At 59.4% G+C, this 13,355-nt stretch carries 20 protein-coding genes and 1 pseudogene; 14 read left to right on the top strand and 7 right to left on the bottom strand.

The window, feature by feature from the left end:
• Positions 1-110 precede the first annotated feature (110 nt).
• Positions 111-392: a BrnT family toxin gene (locus tag V6607_RS07120; RefSeq protein ID WP_008437813.1), complete on the top strand. Its 282-nt coding sequence runs from the start codon at positions 111-113 to the stop codon at positions 390-392.
• Positions 393-395: 3 nt separating this feature from the next.
• Positions 396-746, top strand: a complete 351-nt coding sequence (locus V6607_RS07115) for a BrnA antitoxin family protein (RefSeq protein WP_134325880.1) — start codon at positions 396-398, stop codon at positions 744-746.
• A gap of 49 nt (positions 747-795) precedes the next feature.
• Here V6607_RS07115 and V6607_RS07110 read toward each other — a convergent pair.
• A pseudogene (locus V6607_RS07110) lies at positions 796-1,043 on the bottom strand (GNAT family N-acetyltransferase); the annotation flags it as partial.
• Between the two features lie 27 nt (positions 1,044-1,070).
• Positions 1,071-1,961, bottom strand: a complete 891-nt coding sequence (locus V6607_RS07105; RefSeq protein WP_102604154.1) for an SDR family oxidoreductase — start codon at positions 1,959-1,961, stop codon at positions 1,071-1,073.
• A 95-nt stretch (positions 1,962-2,056) separates the two neighbouring features.
• On the opposite strand from V6607_RS07105, the gene V6607_RS07100 reads away from it, so the two are divergent.
• The 3 genes from V6607_RS07100 (at position 2,057) to V6607_RS07090 (ending at position 3,635) form a co-directional block, all read left to right on the top strand.
• Positions 2,057-2,869 (top strand): helix-turn-helix transcriptional regulator, encoded by an 813-nt coding sequence (locus V6607_RS07100; RefSeq protein WP_008437810.1) that lies wholly within the window; start codon positions 2,057-2,059, stop codon positions 2,867-2,869.
• Positions 2,870-3,030: 161 nt separating this feature from the next.
• The gene (locus V6607_RS07095; protein WP_134325879.1) at positions 3,031-3,324 is read left to right on the top strand and encodes a type II toxin-antitoxin system RelE/ParE family toxin; all 294 of its coding nucleotides are present in this window, start codon (positions 3,031-3,033) and stop codon (positions 3,322-3,324) included.
• Positions 3,325-3,326: 2 nt separating this feature from the next.
• Positions 3,327-3,635 (top strand): addiction module antidote protein, encoded by a 309-nt coding sequence (locus V6607_RS07090; RefSeq protein WP_003212064.1) that lies wholly within the window; start codon positions 3,327-3,329, stop codon positions 3,633-3,635.
• On the opposite strand, the gene V6607_RS07085 is transcribed toward V6607_RS07090, so the two are convergent.
• Both V6607_RS07085 and V6607_RS07080 read right to left on the bottom strand, forming a co-directional pair.
• Positions 3,628-4,818 (bottom strand): MFS transporter, encoded by a 1,191-nt coding sequence (locus V6607_RS07085; protein ID WP_134325878.1) that lies wholly within the window; start codon positions 4,816-4,818, stop codon positions 3,628-3,630. The two genes, V6607_RS07090 and V6607_RS07085, sit on opposite strands and share 8 nt — an antisense overlap.
• Complete coding sequence (locus V6607_RS07080; RefSeq protein ID WP_134325877.1) at positions 4,815-5,978, bottom strand: MFS transporter; 1,164 nt, start codon at positions 5,976-5,978, stop codon at positions 4,815-4,817. Before V6607_RS07080 ends, V6607_RS07085 begins: the two co-directional genes overlap by 4 nt.
• A gap of 95 nt (positions 5,979-6,073) precedes the next feature.
• Here V6607_RS07080 and V6607_RS07075 point away from each other — a divergent pair, with 95 nt between their 5' ends.
• The 6 genes from V6607_RS07075 to V6607_RS07050 all read left to right on the top strand — a co-directional run bounded on the left by V6607_RS07075 (position 6,074) and on the right by V6607_RS07050 (position 9,233).
• A complete protein-coding gene (locus tag V6607_RS07075) occupies positions 6,074-6,982 on the top strand; it encodes a LysR family transcriptional regulator (protein ID WP_087692622.1) in 909 nt (302 codons plus the stop codon).
• A 171-nt stretch (positions 6,983-7,153) separates the two neighbouring features.
• Positions 7,154-7,336: a type II toxin-antitoxin system HicA family toxin gene (locus tag V6607_RS07070; protein ID WP_003189411.1), complete on the top strand. Its 183-nt coding sequence runs from the start codon at positions 7,154-7,156 to the stop codon at positions 7,334-7,336.
• Between the two features lie 23 nt (positions 7,337-7,359).
• Positions 7,360-7,770 carry a type II toxin-antitoxin system HicB family antitoxin gene (locus V6607_RS07065; RefSeq protein WP_003212074.1) on the top strand — a complete coding sequence of 137 codons (411 nt, stop codon included), beginning with the start codon at positions 7,360-7,362 and terminating at the stop codon, positions 7,768-7,770.
• A 22-nt stretch (positions 7,771-7,792) separates the two neighbouring features.
• The gene (locus V6607_RS07060) at positions 7,793-8,125 is read left to right on the top strand and encodes a hypothetical protein (RefSeq protein ID WP_134325876.1); all 333 of its coding nucleotides are present in this window, start codon (positions 7,793-7,795) and stop codon (positions 8,123-8,125) included.
• An 89-nt stretch (positions 8,126-8,214) separates the two neighbouring features.
• The gene (locus V6607_RS07055; protein ID WP_003212078.1) at positions 8,215-8,697 is read left to right on the top strand and encodes a methylated-DNA--[protein]-cysteine S-methyltransferase; all 483 of its coding nucleotides are present in this window, start codon (positions 8,215-8,217) and stop codon (positions 8,695-8,697) included.
• 110 nt (positions 8,698-8,807) lie between these two features.
• The gene (locus V6607_RS07050) at positions 8,808-9,233 is read left to right on the top strand and encodes a low affinity iron permease family protein (protein ID WP_003212079.1); all 426 of its coding nucleotides are present in this window, start codon (positions 8,808-8,810) and stop codon (positions 9,231-9,233) included.
• A 55-nt stretch (positions 9,234-9,288) separates the two neighbouring features.
• Here the strand turns inward: V6607_RS07050 and V6607_RS07045 are convergent, their stop codons facing one another.
• Complete coding sequence (locus V6607_RS07045; RefSeq protein WP_003212082.1) at positions 9,289-9,816, bottom strand: DUF4142 domain-containing protein; 528 nt, start codon at positions 9,814-9,816, stop codon at positions 9,289-9,291.
• Positions 9,817-10,025: 209 nt separating this feature from the next.
• Between V6607_RS07045 and V6607_RS07040 the strand changes: the two genes are divergently transcribed.
• Together V6607_RS07040 and V6607_RS07035 are read left to right on the top strand one after the other, a co-directional pair.
• Positions 10,026-10,265: a ribbon-helix-helix protein, CopG family gene (locus V6607_RS07040; RefSeq protein ID WP_008437804.1), complete on the top strand. Its 240-nt coding sequence runs from the start codon at positions 10,026-10,028 to the stop codon at positions 10,263-10,265.
• The gene (locus V6607_RS07035) at positions 10,255-10,539 is read left to right on the top strand and encodes a type II toxin-antitoxin system RelE/ParE family toxin (protein WP_008437803.1); all 285 of its coding nucleotides are present in this window, start codon (positions 10,255-10,257) and stop codon (positions 10,537-10,539) included. The genes V6607_RS07040 and V6607_RS07035 overlap by 11 nt, the downstream gene beginning before the upstream one ends.
• A 6-nt stretch (positions 10,540-10,545) precedes the next feature.
• Here the strand turns inward: V6607_RS07035 and V6607_RS07030 are convergent, their stop codons facing one another.
• On the bottom strand, positions 10,546-11,463 hold the full coding sequence (locus V6607_RS07030; protein WP_134325875.1) for a LysR family transcriptional regulator: 918 nt from the start codon (positions 11,461-11,463) through the stop codon (positions 10,546-10,548).
• A gap of 68 nt (positions 11,464-11,531) precedes the next feature.
• On the opposite strand from V6607_RS07030, the gene V6607_RS07025 reads away from it, so the two are divergent.
• A complete protein-coding gene (locus V6607_RS07025; protein ID WP_003212086.1) occupies positions 11,532-12,020 on the top strand; it encodes a DMT family transporter in 489 nt (162 codons plus the stop codon).
• Here the strand turns inward: V6607_RS07025 and V6607_RS07020 are convergent, their stop codons facing one another.
• Positions 12,021-13,352 carry an MFS transporter gene (locus V6607_RS07020; RefSeq protein ID WP_134325874.1) on the bottom strand — a complete coding sequence of 444 codons (1,332 nt, stop codon included), beginning with the start codon at positions 13,350-13,352 and terminating at the stop codon, positions 12,021-12,023.
• Between the last annotated feature and the right edge of the window lie 3 nt (positions 13,353-13,355).

Below are 13,355 nucleotides of genomic sequence, written 5' to 3'. Positions count from 1 at the left end.
CATCCCCCTCATACCGGGCGCATCAGCGTCGACCGACGGAAATCCGTCATCCCTTCCCTCAAGATCCATCCCCCAATCAATCGCTTTTTTATACATATAAAATATGCATAATGAAAACCTTCAGAATCCAGTATGACTACACCAAGAACACACTGAATCAGCTAAAGCACAGAGGTGTAAGCCTGGCCGATGCTGAACCGGTATTTCACGACGCTAAAGCATTGATGATAGAAGACCGCGACCACGATGAAGAACGCTGGGTAGTCGTGGGCAAAGATGCAAAGGATCGAATATTGGTGGTGGCCTACACCTACCGTGATCCGAATTTCGTACGCATCATCAGTGCAAGGCTCGCATCCAAAAGTGAACGACGCCAGTATCTGGAGGTTTGAACCATGAAAGACGAATACGATTTCAGCTCAGGGAAGCGCGGTGCTATTGCAGGCAACAAAGGCAAGACACGCATCACCATCATGCTGGATGACGTCGTGATCGATGCAGCACGCACGTGCGCCGAAAACGTCGGTACGGGCTATCAGACGGTGATCAATAACATTCTGCGCCAGGCTCTGGTCTCCCAGGATGCACATAACCTAGTAACCGCCCCGAAAAAGCGGGCGAAAACCTTGCCTGTCATCAATGACAGGATCAACGCATCCGATGTGGAAGCCTTGGAACAGCAACTGCTTGCTGTCGCGGGGGAGTTGCATCGTGTGTTAGGAGCACACAACTCCGGCAAACACTAAGCCAGGCCTCAAGCGTGGTGTTTCACAATGATCAAACGGCCCGTCTCATTCACCGAATACGTTTGAAATAAACCAGCTCCGGATCATCCTCATTCGGGTTCTCGATAACCCCGCTTGGAAAAAACCAGCCTTGGCGATGAGTCTCTGGGAAGCGACGTTGGACGTATTTGCCGAGGTAAAAAGCTTCATCGTCTTGCAGGCGGTCTCAGACGCAGCAAGCAGCCGAAGCGCTATTCCTTGACGTTGGAATGCTGGAGAAACAACGACTAATGAAACAAACCCGTTCTCGAAAACATTAGTAATCTGCCCTCCAGCAATTCGACCTTAAAAGCCCTCCAACTGCGCAAGATCCGCAAGCAACCCCGGCCCCACCGGTTCCCATCCCAACTTCTTGCGCGTGATCGCACTGGATGCAGGCATATCGTGAGCGGTAAACCTTGCCAACCAACCAAAAAACCCCTGAGCCTCTTGCGCCGAAATGGATTTAACCGGCAACCCTAGCCGCGTCCCCAATACCTCGGCAATCTCCCTTTGCGACACACCCTCCTCCGCCACCGCGTGATACCTCGTGCCCGGCTCGGCCTTTTCAATCGCCAGCCTGTAGAGCCGAGCCACATCCAGAATATGTGCCGCCGGCCAACGGTTTTTCCCGTCGGCGATGTAAGCGCAAACGCCCTTCTCGCGATACAACTCGATCACCGGGCTAACCAGCCCCTGCCTGACGGTGTCGTGTACTTGAGGCAAACGCATCACCGACACATTCACCCCCGTCGCGGCTACAGCGTTAGCCGCTTCTTCCGACGCTGCACGAGGAATTTGCGCTGAGGTAACCACCGCACCATCCTCCGTCGCCAACTGCCCCGGCACGGTGCTCGCAATTCCGACACCGGAGGTAATGATCAGCGGTCGATCCGACCCGGCAAGTGCCTCTCCCAGCGCCTGGATAACCCGGCGGTCGTCCTCGCAGTTCGCGACGAATTTCGAGAAGTCGTGATTGAACGCCAAGTGAATCACGCCATCCGCCTGGGTAACACCAGACTTGAGGCTTCCCAGGTCCTCAAGCGACCCACGATGTACCTGAGCCCCGGCGGCCTCCAGCGCTGCCACCTTGTCATCCGAGCGGCACAACCCCAGCACCTGATGGCCCGCCGCGATCAGTTCCTTGACGACAGCCGATCCGATAAATCCGCTGGCACCCGTTATAAATATGCGCATGAACCGTATCTCCGTGTGTATTCAGAGACTAATCTGTGCGCTTGCCCTATACGGGTAAAGTAGTGAAGTTATCAGGGTATAGAGGCTAACAGGCTATGAGCGCAAACCAGTTGGGCAGCTATCTGAAAGACCGACGTACCCGGCTTGATCCGGCGGCATTCGGCTTCTCATCGGCACGACGGCGTACGCCAGGTTTGCGCCGCGAAGAGGTGGCCCAACGCGCGAACATCAGCCCCACCTGGTACACCTGGCTCGAACAGGGCCGTGGCGGCGCGCCGTCGGTGGAAGTGCTGGAGCGGATTGCCCATGCGCTGATGTTGACCGATATCGAACGCGAGCATCTGTTCCTGCTGGCCTTCGGACGCCCACCCGAAGTGCGCTATCAGCAAAACGAAACGGTGACGCCACGCCTGCAACGGGTACTGGATGCCTTGAACCCCAGCGCCGCGATCCTGCGTACGGCGACCTGGGACGTGGTGGCCTGGAACCAGGCGGCGACGGTGATGTTGATGGACTACGGATCCCAGGCGCCGGAACAGCGAAATATCCTGCGGTTCATGTTCCTTGATCCCAATTCCCGCGCGGCCCAATACGACTGGGAAAGCGTGGCGCGGTTTGTGTTGGGGGCTTTCAGGATTGATACGGCGCGCTCAGGCGCGGCGGAGCAGGTGCAGCCGCTGGTGGATGAACTGTGTCGACGCAGCCCTGAATTTAAGGCGATGTGGAGCGAAAACGATGTTCAGGGCGCCCATGGTGATCGCATCAAGCGGATACGCCATTCGGTGTTGGGGCCGATCGAATTTGAGTATTCGGTGTTTGCGGTCGATGGGCGCAAGGATCTGAATATGGTGGTGTACAACCCGGCGACGCCGGAGGATGCGCAGCGGATCGCATCCTTGATGGATTAGGCGCCAGCAACTGCAAGAGACTTCGACACTGCAATCGCTCGCAACAAGAGACCATTTGAATCCTTAGCCTTACTCACATCATTCTCCTGCGCCTAACCGCGCCGCGCGCACGTGCTCATGCCTATTGCCAGCAAGTATCCATATGGATACAGTGAAAATCCGTGAACTATCTAGTCCAGCAAACGCAGACCTTCATTACCTGGCATTCAGCAATACTTGATTTACGCGCAAAAATCGCCATCGCCCGGCGCATCGATCGCGCATCTGCTGGCAATCTGGGCGATATAAAGACGGTAGGCAATGGTGTCTCGGAAATGCGCGTAGATATCGGTCTGGGTTATCGAGTGTATTTCACGCAGCGAGGAAGAACCGTCATCGTCTTGCTGGCCGGTGGCGACAAATCCTCACAAGACGCCGACATCCGGCGAGCAAAAAAACTGGCAAAGGAAGTTTGATCATGAGCCAAACACTGACGACATTTGATATGGCGGCACTGCTCGACAGTGATGAAGCCATCAGCGAATACCTTTCTCAAGTTCTGGCCGACGGCGATAATGAGGAGTTCCTCAGGGCCGTCGGGTACGTGGCCAAAGCTCGCGGGATGGCGCGGGTCGCGACCGATACCGGCATGGGCCGTGAGAGTCTGTACAAGGCATTTGCCCCTGGAGCAAAGCCCCGCTTCGAAACGGTACTCAAGGTGCTTCACGCACTGGGTATCGATCTGCAAGCACAGCCGGGGCATGTCGCCAATCATTCGATTATTTGAGTGAGCAGCCCCGCTGCACCACCCACGCCAACGGCAACGTCAGCAACAACATCCCCGCCAGCACCATCACCGCCACCGGCACGCCCATCAAGTCCCCCAGCCCGCCAAACAGAACCGGCGCCAACGCGCCCCCGCCGATGGTGCCGGTGTAGAACACGGCAAACGCCTGCTCTCGTTTACCTGCGCCAGCGAGATCCGGCACCGCGCCGTAAAGCACCGACGACGTGCCATTCAATGCCAGCCCCAACACCGGCAACATCACCATCAACCCGCTCAACGGCAGGTACACCGCCGCAACGATCAACACCGCCGTGCTGCTCTCCGTCAGCCACACGGTTTTCATCATGCCGATGCGTGCGCCGAGGTAGCCGCAGAGCAATTTGCCGAAGGCGCCGCCGATAAACAGCATGGTCAGCGCGAGACCGATGCCCGCAGTGCCGGCGCCTTTAGCTTTCAGAAGAAAGGGCAGAAACGTGAGAAAGCCCATCCGCACGGCACTGTCGAGTGTGCCCGTGACGATCAGCGCACGCAGACCGCTGACCGAGCCACTTCCGATCAAGGTCTTGGCGGTTTTGCCGGAAGCAGACGCCGCTGCCTGCGTTGGGATCAGCCACCACAGCAACCCCGCCGCGGCCAATCCCAGCATTCCAAGAAGCGTGACGCTCGCGCGCCAGCTGATGACGGTCAGCAACAGGCCGACCAGCCCGGGAACCAGGGTTTTGCCAATGTCCCCGGAGAAGTTGTATTGAGACAGCGCTTCCTTGACCCCACCACCGCTCTCGTAGGTGTCGGTGATCATCGAAGAAGCCAGCGGATGCTGGGTACTCGCCCCCAGCCCGCCCAACAGCAGCGCCAGCAACAACATGCCCAACCCGGTCGCCTGCCCCACCAACAGATAGGCAACACCGGCAAGCGCCGTGCCGCCCACCAGCATCGGCGTGCGTCCCCAGCGTTTGGCGGCACGACTGGCCATCAACTGAAACACCGCCATCATCCCGGAATAGGCACCGCGCAGCAGGCCGACCTGGGCGTAGGTCATGCCGAACTGCGCTTGCCAGATCGGCAGCAGCACGTAGATCACATCGGTCAGGCCATCGTGAATCGCGTGGGCGCTGCAGCCGGCGATCAACGAGCGGCGACGGGCGGAAGTCTCGGGTACCGGCAGGGCAACGGCATCGCTCATGAGGTCTTGCTCAGTTCAGGTTGGAGGGGCTTCCAGCCCGCCAGGGCGATCAGCAACGACAGTAGCTGGAAACCGATGATCAGCGCCACACACCCCACCCAACCCCAACGCCCCCAGATCAGCGCCGGGACGATGGCGCCGAAGCTGCCGCCCAGGTAATAGCAGGTGAGGTACAGGCCCACGGCACCGGCCTTGTTGTGGCGGGCGGTGGCGGTGGTGAAGGCGCTGGCGGCGGCCTGGGCGAGGAACACGCCCGTGGAGCTGAGGGCCAGGCCCAATACGATGCACCACAGGGATGGCAGCAAGGTCAGGCCCGAGCCACAAACGCCAAGCACCGCAGCCGCCGTCAGCAGTTCGGATTGCGGGCGGGATTTGCTCAGGCGCCCGGCAACGGGAATGACCACCAGGGCCAGCAGGAACACCATGTAGATCGTGCCCAGCGCCGCCGGGCCAAGGTCGAACGGGGCCTGGCTGAGGTAAAGGCCAGCGTAGGTAAACGTCGCCACTTGGGAGAACAGCACGCAAAATCCTACGGCGTAGGCTGCCAGCAGCGGCGTGCCGAGCACGTCGGCCCAGGTGGTTGAAGGTCGCGCAATTCGGGGTGGATTGCCCGGCAGCAGGAACTGGATAAACCCGCCCACCATCAGGCTCAACACTGCCAACAGCTCGAAGGCTTCACGCCAGCCGACGTACTCGGTCATCACACCGGTGACGAAGCGCCCGGCAAACCCGCCGAGCACGGTGCCGGCCACGTAGAGGCTGGTGACTTCGGTGACGGTGCCGCCGCGCCAGCGATCACCGATGTAGGCCACGCTGGTGGCGAACACCACGGGGATCAGCATGCCTTCGATAAAGCGCCACACCAGCAGTTCGGCAAAGCTGCTGGCATAGGCAGTCATCAAAGCCGGCAACGCCAGCAACAGCGCGGCCGCCGAGATCACCGTGCGTTGCTCAAAACGCCCGGTCAGGCGGCTGACAAAGGGCGCGGTCAGCGCTACCGCCAAGGTGGTGACGGTAATGCTCCAACCGGCCGCCCTGGCGCTCACTTCAAAGCTGGCGGCAAGGTTCTGCAAAATGCTCTGGGTGGCGTAGAGGTTGAGAAACGCCGCGCAGCCACACAGGAACAGGGCAAGACGGGCACAATGCAGGCGCGGTTTCATGAAACCTCTCGTTTTATTATCTGAGGCCTTTATAGAATGACCCGCACACCCGAGACCAATACCGATTTCGAACCGATCAATACCCTGGGGCCAGGATGCTCGACCTACGCAAGCTGCGTTACTTTCTGACCGTCGCCGAAGAATTGCACTTCGGCCGAGCGGCCATTCGCCTGCACCTGGCCCAGCCGCCGTTGACCCGGCAGATTTCCGCGCTGGAGACTGAGCTGGGATTTCGCCTGTTCGACCGCACCAGTCGCACGGTTTCGCTCACTCCCCAGGGGCGCGCGTTCCTGCCCTACGCACGGGCGGTGCTGGAGCAGGTCGACCTCGCTGAAGTCATCGCGGGCAAATTGGCGGCGGGTGCCGCCGGGCAACTGGCGCTGGGTTACGTCAGCTCGATAGCCCTGTCGGACTTGTTCAGCCAAGCGATTCAAGCCTTCGCCCAACGCTTTCCCGATGTGCAACTGACGCTGGTGGAATGCGCCTCCGGCAGCCTGGGCGCACAGGTGGCTGATGGCCGCCTGGATATCGGCCTGAGCCGGTTACTGCCCCAGGACGGTCAGACTGAGGTGCAAGCGTTGTCGTTGGGTGAGGAGCGGCTGGTGGCGGCGGTGTCCAGCGACAGCCCGTTGGCCAACCAGGCCGAGGTCAGCCTGGCGCAGTTGAGTGGGTACCCGTTGATTCTGTTCCCAGCCGATTATGGCTCGGGGCTTAACCAGTCCATTGAGCAGCTTTATCGGCACAAAGGTTTGCCACTGAGGGCCGGGCCGTCGGGACGGCAAATTACCTCGATCATTGCACTGGTGGCGGCGGGACAAGGTGTGGCGCTGGTGCCGGAATGTACGCAGAGTTTGATGAACAAGGGCGTGACGTATCGGCCGTTGGTGGACGCGGAAGCGTATGCACGGCTGCTCGTTCTTACGCGTAGCGGCGCAAGCAGCTTGATGGTCACGGCATTTCTCACGGTAATTGATGAGTTGCTGCAGGCTCGTCAGAAAGCCTGATTGTTCTCTCGAAAAACCTCGCAATACCTCCGTCGGGCACCGTCCCCATGCGCTCATACACTGCATACAGCCCCTACAGAAACACCGGTCATCGACCGCTGGTAGGTAGAGTGTTGATAATTTATTTTCAGTAGTTATAGTCTCCACCAACACACACCACAAGGAGGTGCTGTGGACAGCCGATATTTGATAGGTCACATCGTTGCGGATGGCTGGTATCTGGTGCGAATCAGAGGCAGCCATCATCATTTCAAGCACCCGACAAAGCCGGGGCTCGTGACGATTCCCCATCCTAAAAAGGACCTGCTGGACAAGACCGCAAAGAGCATTTTGAAACAAGCTCTGCTCAGCTAACACGTTCGTTGAGGACAACAAACATGCTGTACCCAATCGCAATTTCAACCGGTGACGAGGACCATGCCTGGGGTGTGGAAGTCCCGGACATTCCCGGTTGCTTCTCAGCTGGAGATGATCTGGACGACGCCATGGCCATGGCCCGCGAAGCGATCGAAGGCCACTTCGAGATCCTCGCAGAAGACGGTGCGCCCATTCCTACAGCACAGAAAGTCACCCTCCATGCCGCCAACCCGCAATATGCCGGCTGCACGTGGGCGGTGGTGGATATTGATGTGACCAAGTACCTGGGCAAGGCACAGAAACTCAATATCACGTTGCCCGGCTATCTGCTGAACCGCATTGACGAATACGTCCTGCATCATCCGGAAGAAAAAAGCCGTTCGGGCTTTCTTGCGTCTGCTGCCCTCAAGGTATTGCAACAAGACCGGTAACAGCACTTCAAGGAACCGCGCAATGCTCCCTCCCTCACACCGCACGCCCAGCCCCGTACTGCGCAAGGTACTGGGCTGGGTGCTGATCGTTCCTCTGCTGCTCTCGTTCCTCAGGCTGCCCTTTGCGCTGGGACTCGTGTTGGTGCTGGCGTCCATCACGGCCTCCGTTTATGGCGCCCGGTTTGCCCAACTGCATGCCAGTCGGCGTGTAACCGTATTTGCCGTGATCATCACGCTGCTCAACATCGCTTCATTTTTTGTCATTGGCACGGCATCGGTACTCAAGGCGCTGTACTGGTTCTCGTGGTTTTATTGGTATCCGTATTACGCCGATTGGGTTTACTGGAACTTCTAAGTCGTTCGCGAATTCGACCGCAAGAAACGTAGTTCCACCCTGGGTCGGCCCATCTACAGTAGAGCCATACCCACTCAAGGAGCCCGACCATGTCCTACGAATACAAATACATGCCCTCCCCCGTCGGCCAACTGACCCTCGTGGCCCGTGACGGAAAACTCACCGCCATCCTCTGGGAAAAAGAGCGGCCCAATCGCGTTCGCCTGGGTGCCCTGCAAGAAGCCAGCAACAGCCCGGTACTGCTGGAGACCGAGCGACAGTTGAAGGAGTACTTCGCCGGTGCCCGCAACCGTTTCGAGCTGGAACTGGACTTCGCCGGCACCGACTTCCAGAAGAAAGTCTGGCAGGCGCTGTTGACCATCCCGTTCGGAGAGACCCGCAGCTACAGCCAGATCGCTGCGCAGATAGGCAACCCCAAGGCCGTGCGTGCCGTCGGCGCCGCCAACGGGCGCAATCCGATTTCGATTGTTGCGCCGTGCCATCGGGTGATTGGTGCGTCGGGTGGCTTGACCGGGTTCGCCGGCGGGCTTGAGGCCAAGCAGTATCTGCTGGCGCTGGAGGATCACGGCTGACCCCCAGCAGGAAAACGTACAACTTTGTTCAGATCCTCAATTGTAAAAAGAAATTTCAGAGCGCGCCTGCGGTCAGTATTTTCATCACCCACCCTTATAGGAAAACGGTCATGAAATTCTCCGCCATCTCACAATCCCTGTCCCGTTGGGCAGGCAGCGCCCGCACGTTCTACGCGGCGGTGGGATTGATCCTCCTGTGGAGTCTGAGCGGGCCTTATTTCCACTACAACGACACGTGGCAGCTGATCATCAACACCTCCACCACCATCATCACCTTCCTGATGGTGTTCCTGATCCAGAACACGCAAAACCGCGACAACGACATTTTGCATATCAAGATTGACGAGTTGCTGCGCGCCACCAAGGATGCACAAAACGCCGTATTGAGCCTGGACGGCCTGGACCGCAAGGAACTGGAGAAACTGCGCAAGGAATACAAGACCATCGGCGACAGTGAAACCATCACTGTGACGACGCTGGTTACCGAAACAACGGATGACAATGGCCGGTCCAAGACGGACCTGAACCAGGCATAAAAAAACGGCGGCTGGATCACTCCAGCCACCGTTTTTCATGGGGTACTCAAGGCAATCAACCGTCGCCCTGGTGACCCTTACCGTACGTCGACGCCAGCGCCCGGGCTTTCTCCAGGCGCTCTTCCAACTTGGGCAAGGTCTCATCCACCAAAGCCTTTATTTCCGGGATATCGGACTCGGCGCCCTCCTGCTTGAACAAGGCGATCGCGTCTTCGTTGGCCTTGATCTGCTGGGCGGTGTAGGCGGCGTCAAAGGAGTCGCCGTCCTTGAGCTCGGGCATCAGCGATTCGGCCTTGTCGACAATCTTGTCCCGTGGGGCCACTGGCAAATCGAGCTTCTTGGCGATGGCCGCCAGGTGCTGATTGGCCAGGGTGCGTTCATTGATGACTTCGATGGTGTAGTCCTTGATCTCCTGGGACGAAGTCTTGGCGTGTGCCATGCGGCTGGTCTCGATATCGGCCATGCCCTTGGCCGAAGCCTGCTCGATGAAATCGGCAGGCGACTGGGCGAAAGCATTGCTGGCGCCGAGGCCCAGCAGCATCGCGAAACTGGCGGTGCGTAACCGGATAGCCATGCGGCTCATGATGGGTTCCTCCAGGTAATAAACAGGTGCAGGGAAACGAGCCCCGCTCTGAATCTGAATTTTCAGGGCGGTAAAGGTTTAGAAAAAACTTGTTAGTGCGACGAACGGTCGTCAGGTCTTACTGAGGAGCAGTCCTGACGAACGGGACACAAAGATGCAACGGTGACAATGTAGTATGTTGTATTACACATCACTACATCGAGGCACTTATGTCGGTCATGTCATTACGTCTACCTGAAGACATCTCCGAAACACTCGCCAGCCTTGCCAAGGCCACCGGGCGCAGCAAATCGTTCCTCGCCGTCGATGCGTTACGCGAATACCTGACGCGTGAAGCATGGCAAATCGAGGAAATTCAAAAGGCGTTGAAAGAAGCCGATGCGGGTGACTTTGCAACTGCCGCCGAAGTAGACGCAGTGGCAAACAAATGGCGTGCCAATGCGCGTTGAGTGGCTGAAGGCAGCACTCAAAAATCTTGATGATGAAGCAGCTTTCATCGCCCAGGAAAACCCCAAAGCGGCTTATGAGTTTGTTCAGGCCATCCGGACGGGGCTTGAGCATGTTGCTGAGTTTCCGGCGATGGGTCGAGAGGGACGCGTTCCTGGTACACGTGAGTGGGTGATGCCACGCTGGCCCTATCTCGTGCCATATCGTATTCGCGAGGGACGGTTACAGGTTCTTCGAATATTTCACACACGGCGCCAACCACCGAACAGTTGGTAACGCCGATCAACCCTGTATCACAACCTGCACCTGCCCATTCAACCACTGCAACGCCGGGTCTCCACCCCGCCGCGAATGCCACGCCAGCACAAACGCAAACGACGGAATGTGAAACGGCGGCGGCACCGCCAACAACTGTTCGTGATCAATGTTCAGCAGCCCGCGAGACGACACGGTAAGAATCAGGTCCGTGCCCTGGATCAACTGCGGCGCAACACCCCAATGAGGCAAGCTGATAGACACGTGCCGGCGCTCACGAATCGCCGTCAGCGCCCGTTCGATTTCCGGGGTGCCGCTGCCACGCATTTCCAGCAATACGTGGGGCCGCGCCAGATAGGTGGGCAGGTCGAGTACACCGCTTGCCGGCAGGCTGTCACGGTCCACCAGGCACACGTAATGCTCTTCAAACAGCGGCGTGCTGCGCAGTTCGGCAGGCATGTCGGGAAACACCCCGGCCGCCAGGTCGATATCGCCATTGAGCACACCGTCAAGCATGCCTTCGCGACTGGCCTGGATAATCTGCAAATCAATCCCCGGCGCTTCCCGGCGCAGGGTGCGCACCAGTCCCGGCAAGAAAATCGCCGCACTGTAGTCCGACATGGCGACCCGGAAGGTGCGCTTGGCCGACGCCGGATCAAAACGATTGGGCTCCAGCAGCGCCTGTACCTGGGCCAGCGCTTCCGCCAGCGGCATGGCCAGTTCCAGAGCACGAGCAGTGGGCACCAGCGAACTGCCCTGGCGCACCAGCAACGCGTCTCCAAGCAAGTCCCGCAACCGCGCCAGCGCGTGGCTCACCGCCGGCTGGCTCAGGTGCAGGCGCTCGGCGGCACGGGTCACGTGTTGCTCGCTGAGCAAGGCGTCAAGGATCACCAGCAGGTTAAGGTCGATGCGTCGTAGATCATTCATCAGCTGCATGTTCTGCATAAGAACTTGGAATTTAAATTTGCGCGACGAATAGCCTAGAGTCCAGCAAAACCTCTGGGATATTGATCATGACGACGTTGCATTGGGTAGGTTTGTTGCTGTTGGCCGCGTTTGCCGGGGCAGTGGTGCCGTTTCAAAGCGCGATCAACGCCAACCTGGGACGCGGCCTGGGGCATCCGCTGTGGGCCACCCTGGCCTCGCTGCTGGTGAGCATCATCGTGCTGCTGCCGGTGATCCTGGCCCTGCGCCTGCCGCTGCCCAACCTGGGTTTTATCACCAAGGCGCCGCTGTGGATGTGGAGCGGCGGCGCGTTCGGCGTGTGCTTCATTTCGCTGGCGTTGATCCTGATGCCCAAGCTCGGCGCCTCGGGGTTTATCGCCCTGGCGATGGCCGGGCAAATCGTCGCCTCGTTGATGCTGGACCACTTCGGCTTGTTCGGGCTGGTGGAACGCCAATTGACCGCGCCCCGGTTGATCGGGGCGCTGATGTTGATTGGCGGTGTGGCCCTGATTCAATTCAGTGCCGCACCCACCCGCTCGCTGGTGACCGCCGGCTGATCAGCGCTTGTCGAGGGTGCGCAGCTTCTGAGGCAAGCCCCACAGCAACAGCGCCGCCGCCAGCAACGCACACACGCCGATGACATACAGCGCCGGCGTGGTGCTGCCGGTGAGGTCCTTGATCCGGCCGACCATCACCGGGCTGACGATGCCGCCGAACTGGCCCAACGTGTTGATCACCGCGATCCCGCCAGCAGCGCCCGCGCCGGCACCGGCCAACAACTTCGGCGGCAGCGTCCAGAACGTCGGGATCGAAGCGATGATCCCCGCGCCCAGCAAGCTCAGGGCGACGATCAGGAACGTGGTGTGATCGGCAAAGATCCCGGCACAGAAGAACCCCACCGCCCCCAGCGCCACCAGGCCGCTGACGAACTTGCGACGTTCGCCGGTGGCGTCGGACACGCGTCCGATCACCACCATGCTGATGGCGCCGCAGACGTAGGGAATCGCCGTCAGCAAGCCGATCATCACCGGGCTCTGGGTGCCGGCGCTGCGGATCAGTTGCGGCGCCCAGAAGTTCAGGCCGTAGGACGCCACCTGGATCAGGAAGTAGATAAGACCCAGCATCAGGAAGCCTGGGATACGCAATGCAGCCAGCAACGAGCCGCCGCTCTTGTGGGGTTCATGCACGGCAATGCGGCTGGCCAGCAACGTCTTCTCCGCCGAGGTCAGCCAGTGGGCGTCCTCGATACGGTCCTTGAGCAGCTTGAGCACCAGGAACCCCAGGCCCACACAGGGCAAGCCACCGAGCAAGAACAACCAGTGCCAGCCGCGCATTTGCAGCACACCGTCGAGGTGTTCCAGCACCAGCCCGGAGAACGGCGCGCCCACCAGCCCGGCAAACGCCGACGCCAGGAACAGCATCGAGGTGATGCGCCCACGGAAGTGCTGCGGGAACCACAACGTCAGGTAATACAGCACGCCCGGGGCAAACCCGGCCTCCATCGCACCGATGATGAAACGCAGGCCGTAGAACTGCCATTCGGCCGTGACGAACACCATAGCGGCCGTCGCCAGCCCCCACGACATCATGATGCGAGCGATCCAGCGGCGGGCGCCGACCTTGTACAGCATCATGTTGCTCGGCACTTCAAAGATCACATAGCCCACCACAAACAGCCCGGCGCCGAGACCATAGGCAGTGTCACTCAGGCTCAGATCGGCCTGTAGCTGGAACTTGGCGAAGCTGATGTTGATGCGGTCAAAAAACGCGAACAGGTAGCAGACCATGATCAGCGGCATCAGGCGCCAGGCGACCTTGCTGACCAGGGCTTTTTCGGCATCGTGTTCAGCGGCCGGGCGCACGCCGGCCTCCAACGTATTAAGGCTCATCGA

The organism is Pseudomonas sp. KK18 (assembly GCF_037094675.1).
Lineage (GTDB): Bacteria > Pseudomonadota > Gammaproteobacteria > Pseudomonadales > Pseudomonadaceae > Aquipseudomonas.
The sequence above is the reverse complement of the archived record's forward strand: the minus strand, read 5'-3'. Positions and strand labels throughout refer to the sequence as shown.